The organism is Caballeronia sp. LZ028, from assembly GCF_031451415.1.
GTDB classification, from domain to species: domain Bacteria; phylum Pseudomonadota; class Gammaproteobacteria; order Burkholderiales; family Burkholderiaceae; genus Caballeronia; species Caballeronia zhejiangensis.
Genome location: NZ_JARUXN010000004.1, coordinates 1,044,145 through 1,058,390, shown reverse-complemented (window position 1 = coordinate 1,058,390; position 14,246 = coordinate 1,044,145). Strand labels below are relative to the sequence as shown.

General features: G+C 63.3%; 14 protein-coding genes. 7 read left to right on the top strand and 7 right to left on the bottom strand.

What is annotated here, in order from left to right:
- Positions 1-260 precede the first annotated feature (260 nt).
- Positions 261-1,490, top strand: a complete 1,230-nt coding sequence (locus QCE58_RS27685) for a sensor histidine kinase (protein WP_008352967.1) — start codon at positions 261-263, stop codon at positions 1,488-1,490.
- A gap of 62 nt (positions 1,491-1,552) precedes the next feature.
- On the opposite strand, the gene ahpF is transcribed toward QCE58_RS27685, so the two are convergent.
- Positions 1,553-3,139, bottom strand: coding sequence for an alkyl hydroperoxide reductase subunit F (ahpF, locus tag QCE58_RS27680; RefSeq protein WP_250521758.1), 1,587 nt, complete (start codon positions 3,137-3,139; stop codon positions 1,553-1,555).
- 147 nt (positions 3,140-3,286) lie between these two features.
- Positions 3,287-3,850 (bottom strand): alkyl hydroperoxide reductase subunit C, encoded by a 564-nt coding sequence (gene ahpC, locus QCE58_RS27675; protein WP_008352971.1) that lies wholly within the window; start codon positions 3,848-3,850, stop codon positions 3,287-3,289.
- 152 nt (positions 3,851-4,002) lie between these two features.
- On the opposite strand from ahpC, the gene QCE58_RS27670 reads away from it, so the two are divergent.
- The gene (locus tag QCE58_RS27670; protein ID WP_284502565.1) at positions 4,003-4,761 is read left to right on the top strand and encodes an NADPH-dependent F420 reductase; all 759 of its coding nucleotides are present in this window, start codon (positions 4,003-4,005) and stop codon (positions 4,759-4,761) included.
- A gap of 144 nt (positions 4,762-4,905) precedes the next feature.
- Entirely contained in the window at positions 4,906-5,574 is a 669-nt protein-coding gene (gene ribA, locus QCE58_RS27665; protein ID WP_008352974.1) for a GTP cyclohydrolase II, read from the top strand.
- Positions 5,575-5,592: 18 nt separating this feature from the next.
- Here ribA and QCE58_RS27660 read toward each other — a convergent pair whose 3' ends face one another.
- The 4 genes from QCE58_RS27660 to QCE58_RS27645 form a co-directional block, all read right to left on the bottom strand.
- A complete protein-coding gene (locus QCE58_RS27660; protein WP_033537062.1) occupies positions 5,593-6,327 on the bottom strand; it encodes a 2OG-Fe(II) oxygenase in 735 nt (244 codons plus the stop codon).
- Positions 6,328-6,409: 82 nt separating this feature from the next.
- Positions 6,410-6,904 (bottom strand): hemerythrin domain-containing protein, encoded by a 495-nt coding sequence (locus tag QCE58_RS27655; RefSeq protein WP_175979488.1) that lies wholly within the window; start codon positions 6,902-6,904, stop codon positions 6,410-6,412.
- Between the two features lie 120 nt (positions 6,905-7,024).
- Positions 7,025-9,358, bottom strand: coding sequence for an ATP-dependent DNA helicase (locus QCE58_RS27650; RefSeq protein ID WP_250521756.1), 2,334 nt, complete (start codon positions 9,356-9,358; stop codon positions 7,025-7,027).
- 24 nt (positions 9,359-9,382) lie between these two features.
- Positions 9,383-10,786 carry a PLP-dependent aminotransferase family protein gene (locus QCE58_RS27645; protein ID WP_250521755.1) on the bottom strand — a complete coding sequence of 468 codons (1,404 nt, stop codon included), beginning with the start codon at positions 10,784-10,786 and terminating at the stop codon, positions 9,383-9,385.
- A gap of 130 nt (positions 10,787-10,916) precedes the next feature.
- Here QCE58_RS27645 and QCE58_RS27640 point away from each other — a divergent pair, with 130 nt between their 5' ends.
- From QCE58_RS27640 to QCE58_RS27625, 4 genes are read left to right on the top strand one after another with little or no spacing between them, the layout of a single operon-like run.
- Positions 10,917-11,045, top strand: coding sequence for a hypothetical protein (locus tag QCE58_RS27640; protein ID WP_268811676.1), 129 nt, complete (start codon positions 10,917-10,919; stop codon positions 11,043-11,045).
- Positions 11,045-12,556 (top strand): FAD-binding oxidoreductase, encoded by a 1,512-nt coding sequence (locus QCE58_RS27635; RefSeq protein ID WP_250521754.1) that lies wholly within the window; start codon positions 11,045-11,047, stop codon positions 12,554-12,556. Before QCE58_RS27640 ends, QCE58_RS27635 begins: the two co-directional genes overlap by 1 nt.
- Entirely contained in the window at positions 12,553-12,900 is a 348-nt protein-coding gene (locus tag QCE58_RS27630) for a hypothetical protein (RefSeq protein WP_250521753.1), read from the top strand. The genes QCE58_RS27635 and QCE58_RS27630 overlap by 4 nt, the downstream gene beginning before the upstream one ends.
- A gap of 54 nt (positions 12,901-12,954) precedes the next feature.
- Complete coding sequence (locus tag QCE58_RS27625) at positions 12,955-13,323, top strand: DOPA 4,5-dioxygenase family protein (protein WP_033537083.1); 369 nt, start codon at positions 12,955-12,957, stop codon at positions 13,321-13,323.
- A 49-nt stretch (positions 13,324-13,372) separates the two neighbouring features.
- On the opposite strand, the gene phaP is transcribed toward QCE58_RS27625, so the two are convergent.
- Positions 13,373-13,939 carry a TIGR01841 family phasin gene (phaP, locus tag QCE58_RS27620; RefSeq protein WP_250435994.1) on the bottom strand — a complete coding sequence of 189 codons (567 nt, stop codon included), beginning with the start codon at positions 13,937-13,939 and terminating at the stop codon, positions 13,373-13,375.
- Positions 13,940-14,246 lie beyond the last annotated feature (307 nt).

The window sequence follows — 14,246 nt, the reverse complement described above, 5'->3', positions numbered from 1 at the left end:
TCGTGATATCACACGCGATTCTAGATGCGCGGGCCGCGCCGATCCAAAGCCGCGCGACGGCCTTTGAATGGAACGCTGAATCCGATGTGCACGCGAGTCATTGAAAAAACTCGGATATGTCCCTTTCGCGCGGGCATCGCGCCTATACTTGCGAAGCATTCGCGGGCGGTTCCAGGCAATATCGGAACTTGCTTTCGCATGCATATCACGAACATCATTCGCGCCGCCCTCCGGCGCCTTAAGCACTCGGGGACTCGCAGATGAGCGACACGTCAGTCGGCGGCTTGAAGGGTCTCGTGGACGCGCTGCGCGCGCAGCAAGACGCGCTCACCGAACGCTGGATGAAGCTCGTGTTCGGCGATCAGGAAGTCGAACATTCGGATCAGCTCACGTATCGGCAGCTTGCGGATCATCTGCCGAGCATCTTCGATGAAATCTGCATCGTGCTGGAATCGCGCAATCTGCGCGACCAGGAAGGCGCGATCGAGCGCGACGCGCGCCAACACGGGCAATGGCGCTGGCAGCAAGGCTACCGTATCGATGAACTCGTGCGCGAGCTCGATCTTTTTCGTCAGGTGTTGCTGCTCGCGATCGGCGAATACGCGGGCGCGCATGACGATCTTTCGCGCGCCGACGAAGAGCACGCGCGCCTCATGACCGATGAAGTCGTGAGCTTCGTCACGCTGGCGTCGATTCGCGAGGCGATCGGCGAGCGCGATCGCAAGATCGACGAATACACCGGCATGCTGGAGCGCGCCAACTACGAGCTCACGCTGCGGCAAAAGCTCATCGGCGATTTGTACGAGACGCGCATGCAGGTCACGCGGCGCGTCGCGCACGATCTGCGCAATTTCCTCAACGTGTTCTCGACGGCGCTGCAACTGGCCGCGCGCTCGGCCGCGAAGCGCGAGACGGCGCTCGGACTGGCGAACCGGCAAGTCGCCGACATGGCGTCGCTCGTCGACGAGATGGTCGAATATTCGAAAGTGCTGGGCGACGATTCGGTGCTGACGGTCGAGCCGTTCGATCTCGTCGGTCTCTTCGACGAGCTGATGCAGGCCTGCCGCGTCGCGACCGAATCGAAGGGATTGAAGCTGATCGGCCATCTCGATCCGGCGCTCGGTGAGGTGACGTCGAACCGGCTGAAGGTGAAGCAGGTCGCGCTGAATCTGCTGTCGAATGCGATCAAGTACACGTCGTCGGGCGAGATCGCACTGTCGATCGCCGCCGCGCCCGATCAGCGCTGGAAATTGCGCGTCGCCGATACGGGCGTCGGCATCAGCGTGGCGGATCAGGAGCGCGTGTTCGAGGAATTCGAGCGCGCCGCCGATGACGACATTCCCGGCGCCGGGCTCGGCCTTGCGATCGTCAAGGAGTTGTCGCGCACGCTGGAAGGGGAACTGCGCTTCCAGTCGTCGAAAGGGCGCGGAAGCGTGTTCGAAGTGACGTTCCCGATGGTGCTGGAACCGAAGGCTTCCGACGCTCAATAAACGAAAAAAGGCGGACGGGTCGCCCCGTCCGCCTTCCGGTCACCACGACGCCTGAACGATGCTCAGGCCGCCGCTTCTTCTTCGACCACTGCTTCGTCTTCCACCGACGCGCGGATCAGATGGTCGAACGCCGAGAGCGCCGCCTTCGCGCCTTCGCCGACCGCGATCACGATCTGCTTGTACGGCACCGTCGTCACGTCGCCCGCGGCGAACACGCCCGGCAGCGAGGTCGCGCCCTTCGCATCGACGACGATCTCGCCGTGCTTTGACAACTCGACTACGCCCTTCAGCCATTCGGTGTTCGGCACGAGGCCGATCTGCACGAACACGCCTTCCAGCTCGACGTGATGGCTCGCGCCCGTCGCGCGGTCCGTGTACGTGATGCCGTTGACCTTCTTGCCGTCGCCGGTGACTTCGGTCGTCTGCGCCTCGGTGACGATCGTCACGTTCGGCAGGCTGCGCAGCTTCTTCTGCAGGACCGCGTCGGCGCGCAGCTCGTTGCCGAATTCGATCAGCGTCACCGCCGACACGATGCCCGCGAGGTCGATCGCCGCTTCCACGCCCGAATTGCCGCCGCCGATCACGGCGACGCGCTTGCCCTTGAAGAGCGGGCCGTCGCAGTGCGGGCAGTACGCCACGCCGCGTCCGCGATACTCGCGCTCGCCCGGCACGTTGATTTCACGCCAGCGCGCGCCGGTCGACAGAATCACGGTCTTCGCCTTCAGCACCGCGCCGCTCGCGAGATGGATTTCATTGATGCGGCCCGGCACCAGCTTCTCGGCGCGTTGCACGTCCATGATGTCGACTTCGTAGCTCTTGACGTGCTGCTCCAGCGCCGTGGCGAACTTCGGCCCTTCGGTTTCCTTGACGGAGACGAAGTTTTCGATGGCCATCGTATCGAGCACCTGACCGCCGAAGCGCTCGGCGACGACGCCCGTCGCGATGCCCTTGCGCGCCGAATAGATCGCCGCCGCCGCGCCGGCAGGACCGCCGCCGACGATCAGCGTGTCGAACACCGGCTTGTTCTCGAGTTCCTTCGCCGCGCGCGCCGATGCGCCCGTGTCCAGCTTCGCGAGGATTTCCTTCACGCCCATGCGGCCCGAGCCGAAGCTCTCGCCGTTGACGAACATCATCGGCACGGACATGACCTGGCGTTCCTCGACTTCCTGCTGGAACAGCGCGCCGTCGATCGCGACATGCTTGATGCGCGGGTTGATGATCGCCATCACGTTCAGCGCCTGCACGACTTCCGGGCAGTTCTGGCACGACAGCGAGAAATACGTCTCGAACGCGAAGTCGCCGTCGAGATTCTTGATCTGCTCGATGATGGCGTCGTCGAGCTTGATCGGATGGCCGCCGGCTTGCAACAGCGCGAGCACGAGCGACGTGAATTCGTGGCCCATCGGGATGCCGGCGAAGTGGATGCCCGCAGCCTTGCCCGCCTCGCCGATGGTGAAGGACGGACGACGCACGCTGGCGTCCTCTTCCTCGACGACGCTGATCCGCGCAGACAGCGTAGCGATCTCGTCGAGCAGGCTTTTCAGCTCACGCGACTTGTCGCTGTCGTCGAGGAAGGCGACGAGTTCGATCGGCCGGGTGACTTTTTCCAGATACGCTTTTAATTGATTCTTGAGATTGGCGTCGAGCATGGCGATGTCCGTTCCTTGACTTGGGATATTGCAGACGTGTTCCGCCGCGGCGCTGCGAAATTCGCAGCGCCGGACGAACACGTTTTTTGGGGTGAACCTGCCGCAGAACCGCGGCAAGTTCGATACAGCGCTCGTGAAGTACGAGACTTAGATCTTGCCGATCAGGTCGAGCGACGGGGTCAGCGTTTCAGCGCCCGGCGTCCACTTGGCGGGGCACACTTGACCCGGATTCTTCGCGATGTACTGAGCAGCCTGAACCTTGCGGAGCAGTTCGCCAGCGTCGCGGCCGATGCCGTTGTCGTGCACTTCGCACAGCTTGATCTCGCCTTCCGGGTTGATCACGAACGTGCCGCGCAGCGCCAGGCCTTCTTCTTCGATCAGAACGTCGAAGTTGCGCGAGATCGCGAGCGTCGGGTCGGCGATCATCGGATAGTTGATCTTCTGGATCGTGTCCGACGTGTCGTGCCATGCCTTGTGCGTGAAGTGCGTGTCGGTCGAAACCGAGTAGATTTCCACGCCGAGCTTCTTGAATTCTTCGTAGCGGTCAGCCAGGTCGCCCAGTTCGGTCGGGCAGACGAACGTGAAATCGGCCGGGTAGAACACAAACACCGACCACTTGCCCTTCAGGCTTTCATCGGTGACGGTCACGAACTCGCCATTGTGATAGGCGGTTGCTTTGAACGGCTTGACTTGACTGTTGATGATGGGCATTACCAGTTTCCTTTTGGAGTGGTGTTGAAGAAGTAAGTGAACTATACAGGAAAGCTATCGCACTTGCGAAGTGGATTGATTTTATTGTCGGGATAGCGCCGGGCTATCGACGCGATATTTTGGCGTTTTCCCGCACAAGGCATTCTGATTGCATGCGCCTTCGCAGGTTCCTTAAACAGACTTGGTCGCTTTCACTTTCATTTCAAGGAGGCAGTATGAAAATAGGAATCATCGGAGCGGGGAATATCGGTTCGGTGCTGGCACTGCGCTTCACCGAGAAAGGGCATGACGTGCGTATCGCGAATTCGCGCGGCCCGGCGTCGCTCGCGGATATCGAGCGCGAGACCGGCGCGAAGGCCGTCGAAGCGCGGGACGCGGTGAAGGACGCCGAAGTCGTCGTCGTCACGATTCCCGAAGCCAAGGTGCCGAACCTGCCGAAGGATCTGTTTGCGGGCGTGCCGGCGAGCGTCGTCGTGATCGACACCGGTAACTACTATCTGCAGCAGCGCGACGGGCGGATCGAAGGCATCGAAAAGGGCACGCCCGAGAGCCGCTGGGTCGAGCAGCAGATCGGTCGGCCGGTCGTGAAAGCGTTCAACAATATCTATGCGGATCACCTGAAGAACCGCGGCAAGCCGCCGGGAACGCCGGGCCGCATCGCGCTGCCGGTCGCGGGCGATGACGCGAAGGCAAAGGCCGTCGTGATGAAGCTCGTCGATGAGATCGGCTTCGATCCGGTCGATGCCGGCCAGATCGACGATTCCTGGCGTCAGCAGCCCGCGACGCCCGTCTATACCGCCGATCTCGACGCCGCCGGCCTGCGCGCGGCGCTTCAGAAGGCCGATCCGGTGCGCAAGCCCGAATGGCGCGCGACGGACAAGAGTCCCGGCACGTTCGAGCAACCTGCGTAGAAGCGAAAGACCGTACGGTAAAGCGCGGGAACGCGCGCGCGCCGTGAGACAATCTGCAAACTTTCCCGATGGGCTTTAACATGACGAACCGGGCTGGCGCAAAAATGCAGCCGCCGTCCGGCGTCGTGGACTCGCAGATTGACTATGAAAACCGCTTCTCCTACGCAGGACGTGCAGAACCCGCAACACCGCTTCGGCGAGTGCGACGAGTGCGCGGACGTCGAACTCGTGGCGACCGCCACCATTCCGACCCGCTACGGCACTTTCGCTTCGTACGTCTATCGCGTGAAGCACACGGATGTGGAGCACATCGCGTTCGTGATGGGCGACGTGAGCAGCGGCGAACCCGTGCTGACGCGCCTGCACTCCGAATGCGTGACCGGCGATGTCTTCGGCTCGTACCGCTGTGACTGCGGCGAGCAGCTCGATCTGGCATTGCGCTATATCGCCGCGGAGGCTCGCGGGATTCTGCTGTATCTGCGCGGCCACGAAGGGCGCGGCATCGGCCTCGCGAACAAGATCCGTGCATACGCGCTGCAGGAACAGGGGCTCGATACCGTCGATGCGAACCTGCATCTCGGCCTGCCCGACGACGCCCGCGAATACGATTCCGCCGCCGCGATCCTGCGTTCCATGAACGTGAAGTCGGTGCGATTGATGAGCAACAATCCGTCGAAGTTCGACACGCTGCTCAGGCACGATATTCCCGTATGCGAACGCGTCGCGCTCGCCATCCCGATGCGCGAGGAAAACGAGCGCTACATCAAGACGAAGCAGGCGCGCTTCGGGCATTACTTCGACGAGAACGAGTAAGCCCGACAGTGCGCGCGCTCACTGCGCGTCGTGAAAAATTACCCCGAGCATATGCCTGCGTCCCGAGCGCAGGCGGCTCACGCCGTGCTTCATGTTCACCCGATACGGCCCGCGCGTGCCCTGCACCGGCCGATGATGCACCGCGAAGAACACCGCATCGCCTTGCAAAAGCGGTACGACTTCCGCACGCGACTGCATGCGCGGACGCTGCTCCGTCATCACGAATTCGCCGCCGGTGAAATCGTGGCCGGGCGCGGAAAGCAGGATCGCCATCTGAATCGGAAAGACGTGCTCGCCGTAGAGATCCTGATGCAGACAGTTGAAATCGCCGGGCACGTAACGTAGCAAGAGCGGCGTCGGCCGTGTCTGCCCCGCGCGATGACAGCGCTCGATGAACGCCGCATGCTCGCGCGGATAGCGCGTCTCGATGCCCATCACCTCGTTCCAGCGATTCGCGACCGGCGCGAGATGCGGATACACCGCGCGCCGCACGCGTTCGAGCGCGCCCGGCAACGGATACGCGAAGTATTTGTATTCGCCGCGCCCGAAGCCGTGGCGCTCCATCACGACGCGGCTGCGAAAAATGCCGTCGCGATCGTAAAGCGCCGCGAGCGCCTCGCATTCGTCGCGCGAAAAAAGCGCCGACGCCGTCGCGCAGCCGAAGCTATCGAGTTGCGCTTCGAGATCGGCCCAGTCGAGCGCGTCGATGCGATCGCCGATATCGTCTGCCGTCGCGCGTTCGAGCACCTTCATGTCGTTCCTCCGGATGTGCGTGAATTCGAATGAAGTGTGCGCCCGCGACGCGACGCACGCACTCCGGCTCTTGCTGTGCAATTCAGTGCGCGGCCGCAGTCTCCGCGATGCGTTCGTGCAGCGCGGCCTTGCGCGCGGCCATCTTCGCGCCGATCGCGACGAGATCCATCTGCGTCTTGCGCACGGCCGGGAAGAGTACGGTTTCCTCTTCCTCGATGTGATGCACCGCGTTTTCCTTCAGCACCTTGAACGTCCCGTCGAAACCGTCTTCGCCGGCGCGCAGGTTCGCGAATCGTTCGATCAGCGTCTTCACCAGAAAATGCTCGACGTAGGCTTCGTCGACGTCGATGCGCCGGTCCGCTTCGAGCGCGTTCTGCGCGCCCGGATACAACAATTCTTCCTCGACGATCGTATGGATCGTCAACAGTTCGCACGCGCGCTGCACGAGCGAGTTCTTGCGCTCGAAATCGTCGTGGTCCGCGCGTTCGAAGGCATCGAACAATTGTTCGATGGCGCGGTGATCGGCTTCGAGCATGTCGAGCGCATCGATGGGTCGCGGGGTTTGAGCGGTGGACATGGGGTTCTCCAATAGTGGGCTCTGTCGGCCCGGTAGCGACATCTGCGTGTCCCCAAGGTGCCGCAAAAAAAGCAAGACGAATGCCCGCGATGGATCAGTTAACGGCGGCGGTGCGCGCGTCTAGATAGTGGTATCTCTCGATTCGCTCAAGTCGCGTTGGCGCAACACTTTCACCTGCCACCACGCGGGCAGCAGCCGCCGCACTTCGGCGCGCGCGAAGCGGTCGTCGATCAGATAAAGCACGCCGCGATCGAGCGGTCCGCGAATCACGCGTCCCGCCGCCTGCACCACTTTCTGCAAGCCGGGAAAAAGATACGTGTACGCATAGCCCTCGCCGAACGCCTCGTGCATGCGCGCTTTCATTTGCTGATTGACGGGATTGAGTTGCGGCAGCCCGAGCGTCGCGACGAACGCACCGATGAGACGCGTGCCCGGCAGATCGATCGCCTCGCCGAACGCACCGCCCAGCACCGCGAATCCGATACCGCGTCCATCGGCGACGAAGCGCGCGAGAAACTCGCGTTGCGCCGCCTCGCTCATCGCGCGGGACTGCTGCCAGCAGGGAATCGACGGATGACGCGCCGCCAGCGCCGCCGCCACTTGCGTCAGATAGTCGAAGCTGCTGAAGAAGCTCAGATAGTTGCCCTCGGCGCCGAAGTATTGCGCGGCGATGAGATCGGCGATGCGATCCACCGAGCGCTCGCGATCCCGATAGCGCGTCGAAAGATCGGCGATCGCGCGCACGTCGAGCTGATCGGCGGAGAAGGGCGATTCGACGTCGATCCGCACGCTCGATGCCGGCAAGCCGAGCGTATCGGCGTAAAAGTGCGCGGGCGTGAGCGTCGCCGAAAAGAGCGCGACGCTGTGCGCGCGCGCCAATCGCGGCGCGAGATGCGGCGCGGGAATCACGTTGCGCAGGCACAGCGTGGCATTGCGCTTCTTCGCGTTTGCGCTCGCGTTTGCGTTCGCGCCGGAAAGCGTGATGTCGAAGATCGAATGCGACCCGAAACGCTCCGCGATGCGCGTGAAATGCACGGCATCGAAATAGAAGCGCAGCGTGTCGGGCGTGAAGGCGTCGGGCTGTTCGCCGAGCGTTTCTGTCATCAGCGAAACGGCTTGCCCGAGCGCGGTCAAAAAGCGCGCGGGCGGCTCCGTATGCGCCGCGTACTCGATGCCCGACGCGTGCTGCTCGCTCGCCGTCTCGCTCCAGCTTCGCGCGACGCGCCCGAGCGCCTTCTTGAGCACGCCCGGCGCGCCGCGGCGCATCGCGTTGAAGGCGGACTGATCGAGTGTCGCGGAATACATGCCGCGCGCGCGTTCGACGAGGTTGTGCGCTTCGTCGACGAGCACCGCCACGCGCCAGCGATTCGCCTCCGCGAGCGCGAAGAGCATCGCGCTCGTGTCGAAGTAGTAGTTGTAGTCGCCGACGATCACATCGCTCCAGCGCGACAATTCCTGGCTCAGATAGTACGGACAGATGTCATGCCGGCGCGCGACCTCGGCGACCGACGCCCGATCGAGCTGCGTGCATTGGAGCGCGGCGGCGCGCGCATCGGCGAGGCGATCGTAGAAGCCGCGCGCGAGCGGACACGATTCGCCGTGACACGCGCGATCGGGGTATTCGCAAGCCTTGTCGCGCGCGACGAGTTCGACGACGCGCAACGGCTTCGCGGCGAGCGTCGTGAGCGCGTCGAGCGCGAGTTGCCGTCCCGCGCTTTTCGCGGTGAGAAAGTAGATCTTGTCGAACTGCTGGCCGGGCCACGCCTTCAGGAGCGGAAAGAGCGTGCCGACCGTTTTGCCGATGCCCGTCGGCGCTTGCGCGGCGAGACAGCGCTTCGACACCGCCGAGCGATACACCGCTTCCGCGAGCGCGCGCTGGCCGGGGCGGAAATCGGCGTGAGGGAACGCGAGCGTCTTCAGCGCTTCGTCGCGTGCCGCCCCGTGCGCCAGTTCCTGCCGCGCCCACGCGATGAAGCGTTCGCACTGCGCCTCGAAATGCACGGCGAGCGCTGCGGCCGTTTGCGTCTCGACGAGCACGCTTTCGGTTTCATCGACGATATCGAAATAAACGAGCGCGATCTCGATGGCTTCCAGCCCGAGCTTTCGGCACATCAGATGTCCGTAGACGCGCGCCTGCGCCCAATGCAGATGCCGATGATTCTCCGGCATCGATTCGAGCTTGCCGCGATGCGTCTTGATTTCCTCGAGCCGGTTGAGCGCGGGATCGTAGCCATCGGCGCGGCCGCGAACGAGTAGCGGGCCGTAGGTTTCCGAAAGCGAAATTTCCTTTTGATATCCGTCCGGCCGACGGTTCGTCACCGTGACATGGCCGGCGACGCCTTCCTGCGCGCTCGGCGTCGGCGTAAAGCGTAGATCGAGATCGCCCTGTTTCGCCGTGAACTCGCACAGCGCGCGCACGGCGACGGTGTAGGCGGGCTCGGATACTGTATGCATGTACAGGAGTCTAGCACGCGCCTTTCACGAAGCCGCGCGCAGCAGTTCTCCGAGCGTTTTCATCGCGTTGTCGATTTGCGGCGACCATGGATGACCGAAATTGACGCGCACATGATTCCCGAAATCGTGACGCGCGGAGAAGATCGGCCCCGGCGTCACGTTGATGCCGTGTTCGAGTCCCCGCCGATGCAACTGCATCGCGTCGACGTGATCGGCCAGTTGCAGCCACAGGAAATAGCCGCCGTCCGGCCGCCGATATGCGACGTCGGACGGCAGCCAGCGCGCGATGGCGTGCTCCATCGCATCGCGTTGCGCGAGAAGCGCGCCGCGCAGCTTGCGTAAATGCTTGTCGAAGCCGCCGTGCTGCAAATAATCGGCGATGCCCGCCTGAATCGGGACGCTGGTGGAAATGCTCGTCATCAGCTTGAGACGCCGGATCGCATCGGCGAAACGGCCCGCCGCGACCCAGCCGAGCCGATACCCCGGCGCAAGCGTCTTCGACAGCGATGCGCAATGCATCACGAGCCCGTTCGTATCGAAAGCTTTCGCGGGCGGCGGACGATCCTGCGCGAAATGCAGTTCGCCGTAGACATCGTCTTCGATCAGCGGGACCTGGTGCTTCGCGAGCAATGCGACGAGCGCGCGCTTTTTCTCGACGGAAAGCGTCGCGCCCGTCGGATTCTGAAAGTTCGTCATGAACCAGCACGCGCGCACCGGATGCTTGTCGAGCGCTTCGGCGAGCACGTCGAGATCGAGACCGTCTTGCGGATCGACCGGAATCTCCACCGCGCGCAAGCCGAGATGCTCGATAGCCTGCAACGCGGCATAGAAGCACGGCGATTCGATCGCGACGACATCGCCCGGCTGCGTGACGGCCATGAGGCAAAGCGTGAGCGCTTCCATCGCGCCGTTCGTGACGATGAGTTCGTCCATCGGCTGCGCGATGCCCATGCCGATATAACGCAGCGCGATCTGTCCGCGCAACGCCTCGTTGCCCGGCGGCATGTCGACGACGGTGCTCCACGGATCGAGCATCCGCGCCGCGTGCGCGAGCGACTTCGCAAGACGCTGCAACGGAAAGAGCGCCGGCGATGGAAACGCGGAGCCGAGCGGCACGACGTCCGGGCGCTTCACGGCGTCGAGCACGGAGAACACGAGGCTGCTTACGTCGATGGGCGCGGGTTCTTTCAGCGTCGCGCTCTCTTTCGGCGCGAGTGCGGCGCCCGGCGCGACGTAATAGCCGGAACGTTCGCGCGCGCGAATCAAGCCCCATTCTTCGAGCAGGTAGTACGCGCGAAAGACCGTCGACTGGCCGACGCCGTATTGCGTCGTCAAATGCCGCACCGAAGGCAGCCGTGCACCGACAGGCAGGCGGCCCGCGCGTATCTCGGCGGCCATCGTGTCGGCAAGGGCTTGGTAGCGCTTCATCGCGGGTATCGGTGAAAGGGCGCGAAATTGTCTCACGCTTTATCGACGGAATATCGACACCCCGCCGCGCGTTTAATGAATAAGCGGCTTAATCGCCGTGCCCGCTTTTCAATCTTTCGGAGGTGGTTCCATGAAGCTCGCCAGAATCGCAACAGTCATGCTCGCGCTGCTCGCCGGCCTGCTCGCAGGATGTCAGACCGATGGCAGCTCGGGCGCGTCGGGCACGACATCGAACAGCGGCAGCAGCGGCGGATATTGATGCCGTATTTGCCCGCGGCGCTCGCGGCGTTCAAGTCGGCGCTCGGCAACGATGCGGTGCTCGCGGACGATATCGCTTCGTATCTCGATCCGTTCCCGCCCGGCGATGCATCCGCACACGCGCCATCTGCTGTCGTGTTGCCGAAGGACGTCGAAGGCGTGCGTGCGGCATTGGCGGTCGCGAATCGATATCGCGTGCCGCTCTGGACCGTATCGACGGGGCGCAACTTCGCTTACGGCGGCGCCGCGCCGCGTATGCCTGGTTGCGTCGTGCTCGATTTGCGGCGGATGAATCGCATCGTCGAGATCGATGAAACGCTGGCTTATGCGCTCGTCGAACCGGGCGTGACGTATTACGACCTGTATCGCGCGCTCGGCACGCCGCGGCGCTTCTGGCTCGATCCGCCCGCGGCCGGATGGGGCAGCGTGATCGGCAACACGCTCGAACGCGGTTACGGCACGACGCCATACGGCGACCATGCGGCGAATCAGTGCGGCATGGAAGTCGTGCTCGCGAACGGCGATGTCGTACGCACCGGCATGGGCGCGATGTCGTCGAGCCGCGACTGGCAGGTATTCAAGAGCGGCTTCGGGCCTTCGTACGACGGCATGTTCATGCAATCGAACTTCGGCGTTGTCACGAAGCTCGGCGTCTGGCTCATGCCCGCGCCCGAGGGCTACATGATCTGCCGCTACGCATTCGCGCGCGAGGACGATCTCGAACGCGTCGTCGATACGCTGCGCCCGCTGAAGATGGACGGCACCATCCAGAGCAATGCGGTCATCGAAAGCGCGGTGCGCTGGGCGGCAGGCGTGTCGACGCGCAAGCAATGGTTCGACGGCGACGGCGCGATGCCCGACGACGCCATCGACGCCATGGCACGCAAGATCGGCATCGGGCGCTGGAACCTGCGCTTCTGCCTGTATGGGCCGAGAGCGCTCGTCGAGGCGCGGCGCGATATCGTGCATGCGCGCTTCAGGCCGATCGCGGGCGCGACGCTCTTCGAGATGCCGTATCGCGATGCATCGGTCGAGCCGGAAGGCGGCGGCGATCGCGCGCAAGTCGGCATTCCGGGACTCGAAGCGTTCAATCTGCTCAACTGGCGCGGCGGCTCGGGCGCGCACATCGATTTCTCGCCGATCTGTCCGCCCATCGGACGCGATGCCGTGAAGCAGGTCCGCATGGTGCGCGAGCGCGCCGCGCAATTCGGCTTCGATTATTACGGCGGATTCACGGCCGGCGAGCGCGCGATGCATCACATCTTCGCGGCGATTTTCGATCGCGACGATCCGAAACAATCGCGCGATGCCGGCGCGCTCGTCGAAACGCTGATCCGCGATGCGGGCGCGGCGGGCTACGGGCAATATCGCACGCATCTGTCGTACATGGACCTCGCCGCCGCGCAATACGATTTCAACGATCACGCGCTGATGCGGCTTTCGAAGACGATCAAGGCGTCGCTCGATCCGAACGGGATTCTGTCGCCCGGCAAGCAGGGGATCTGGCGATGACGACACGGCGCGCGTTTCTTATCGCGATGGGCGTCGTGCCGTGGATGCCGTTCGGCGGCGCGACGCGGCCATCGGCGCGCACGTGGGTCGTCGACGTGGACTTGCCGCAAAGCGGCATCATCGTGCGGCGCGCGCGTCTGACGGGCGCGCAGATCGCATCTCTGTCGGGCGATGCGGGCTGGCTGTGGTTCGAACGCCTGTCGTCGTCGCATGCGATCGGTGGCATCACGCGCTACGCCGATGCGTTCGTGTTGTCTCAACTCGGCGCAGGCGTCGGCATGCGCGCGACGCATCATCGAACGTTCGATGACGGCGCCGTGCTCTGGACGCTCGAACGTTGCTGAACGCGGTTCGCTAGAATGACACGCATCTCAATATTGCCGCGCACGGACGAAACGATGAACGCCACGGACACACGCACGATCGCCGACTGGCACGCGCATGTCTATTTCGATGCCGCGAGCCGCGACGCCGCGTGGCAGCTTCGGCTCGTGATCGAGCAGCGGTTTGCGACCGAATTGCAGGATGGCGCGCTGCGTCTGGGCCGCTTTCACGAGCGCCCGGTCGGACCGCATCCGATGTGGTCGTTCCAGTTGGGATTCGGCGATGCGCTGCTCGCGCCGATGCTCGCGTGGCTCACGCTGAATCACGGCGCGCTCGATGTCTTCATGCATCCGAATACGGGCGACGCGCTCGTCGATCATCGCGACTCGGCGGTGTGGATCGGCCGGTCGCACGAACTCTCGCTGAAGAGTCTGGGCGGTTGAGACGTAAAAAAGGCGGACCGCGTCCGCCTTTTGCTGGATCGCCGGCGAGTTACTTCTTCGCGCTTGCCGTCTTCGACGACACCACGCGCACGGCCGTCTGGCCAGCCACCGAGGCGTCGTTTTGCGCGGCCTCCACCACTTGCTGCGCGGCCTTCTTCGCCGCTTCGTAAGCGGAATTCGCCGATTCCGTCGCGGCATCGATCGCCGTGCGCCACGCCGTCACGACGGCTTCGCTGCCGACCGGCGCATTACTCGCGAGACTCTCGACGAACGCCTGCACATTGCGCTGAGACTTCGCGATCTGGTCCTGCGCGGCTTCCAGATAGCCGCCGCGCACGCCCGACGCGATCTCATAGACGCCGAGCCAATAGGCCTGAACGCGCTGGGCGCTGTCTTGCAGATGCTGGTTCTGAAGCGCGAAGAACGCCTGCGGATCGCGCACGGAGAGCGTTCTGGCGATGAGCGCCTGATGCTCGTCGAGCGCCGTCCTGACCGTACGCACGTTCAGATCGATCAGCTTTTCGAAGCCTTCGACGGCTTGTGCGGCGACACCGAACGTGGTGTCGACCCCCGCCTTTTGTGACGCGATTACATTTTCGGGCGCAAGACTGCTCATGCTCGACTCCATATGGAAATTGCCAATTGATTGCCGATGTATTTGTGCAATGCAGCGAACGACTTATTTTAAGGCAAGCGTGTGGTGTGTCAATTACGTTTTCCCGGCTTGACTTTAAACCACTCAGCCGTTTATTCAAAAATAACAGTGAGCGCAAAGTAAATAATCGGAGCGATTAAGGACTCATCACACATCACACGAATGCAGCTAGGGAAACGCTGATCAATGCACCAGCTGCCCAAGTTGCGGGCGAGGTGGCGTGGAATTTTCTGGATGACGAAGCGAATCGACGCTCAATTCAGTGAAT

Bases quoted from the DNA above. Each gene is read 5' to 3' on its own strand.
- QCE58_RS27685 (WP_008352967.1), top strand. From the start codon at position 261: ATGAGCGACACGTCAGTCGGCGGCTTGAAGGGTCTCGTGGACGCGCTG.
- ahpF (WP_250521758.1), bottom strand. From the start codon at position 3,139: ATGCTCGACGCCAATCTCAAGAATCAATTAAAAGCGTATCTGGAAAAA.
- ahpC (WP_008352971.1), bottom strand. From the start codon at position 3,850: ATGCCCATCATCAACAGTCAAGTCAAGCCGTTCAAAGCAACCGCCTAT.
- QCE58_RS27670 (WP_284502565.1), top strand. From the start codon at position 4,003: ATGCGCCTTCGCAGGTTCCTTAAACAGACTTGGTCGCTTTCACTTTCA.
- ribA (WP_008352974.1), top strand. From the start codon at position 4,906: ATGAAAACCGCTTCTCCTACGCAGGACGTGCAGAACCCGCAACACCGC.
- QCE58_RS27660 (WP_033537062.1), bottom strand. From the start codon at position 6,327: ATGAAGGTGCTCGAACGCGCGACGGCAGACGATATCGGCGATCGCATC.
- QCE58_RS27655 (WP_175979488.1), bottom strand. From the start codon at position 6,904: ATGTCCACCGCTCAAACCCCGCGACCCATCGATGCGCTCGACATGCTC.
- QCE58_RS27650 (WP_250521756.1), bottom strand. From the start codon at position 9,358: ATGCATACAGTATCCGAGCCCGCCTACACCGTCGCCGTGCGCGCGCTG.
- QCE58_RS27645 (WP_250521755.1), bottom strand. From the start codon at position 10,786: ATGAAGCGCTACCAAGCCCTTGCCGACACGATGGCCGCCGAGATACGC.
- QCE58_RS27640 (WP_268811676.1), top strand. From the start codon at position 10,917: ATGAAGCTCGCCAGAATCGCAACAGTCATGCTCGCGCTGCTCGCCGGC.
- QCE58_RS27635 (WP_250521754.1), top strand. From the start codon at position 11,045: ATGCCGTATTTGCCCGCGGCGCTCGCGGCGTTCAAGTCGGCGCTCGGC.
- QCE58_RS27630 (WP_250521753.1), top strand. From the start codon at position 12,553: ATGACGACACGGCGCGCGTTTCTTATCGCGATGGGCGTCGTGCCGTGG.
- QCE58_RS27625 (WP_033537083.1), top strand. From the start codon at position 12,955: ATGAACGCCACGGACACACGCACGATCGCCGACTGGCACGCGCATGTC.
- phaP (WP_250435994.1), bottom strand. From the start codon at position 13,939: ATGAGCAGTCTTGCGCCCGAAAATGTAATCGCGTCACAAAAGGCGGGG.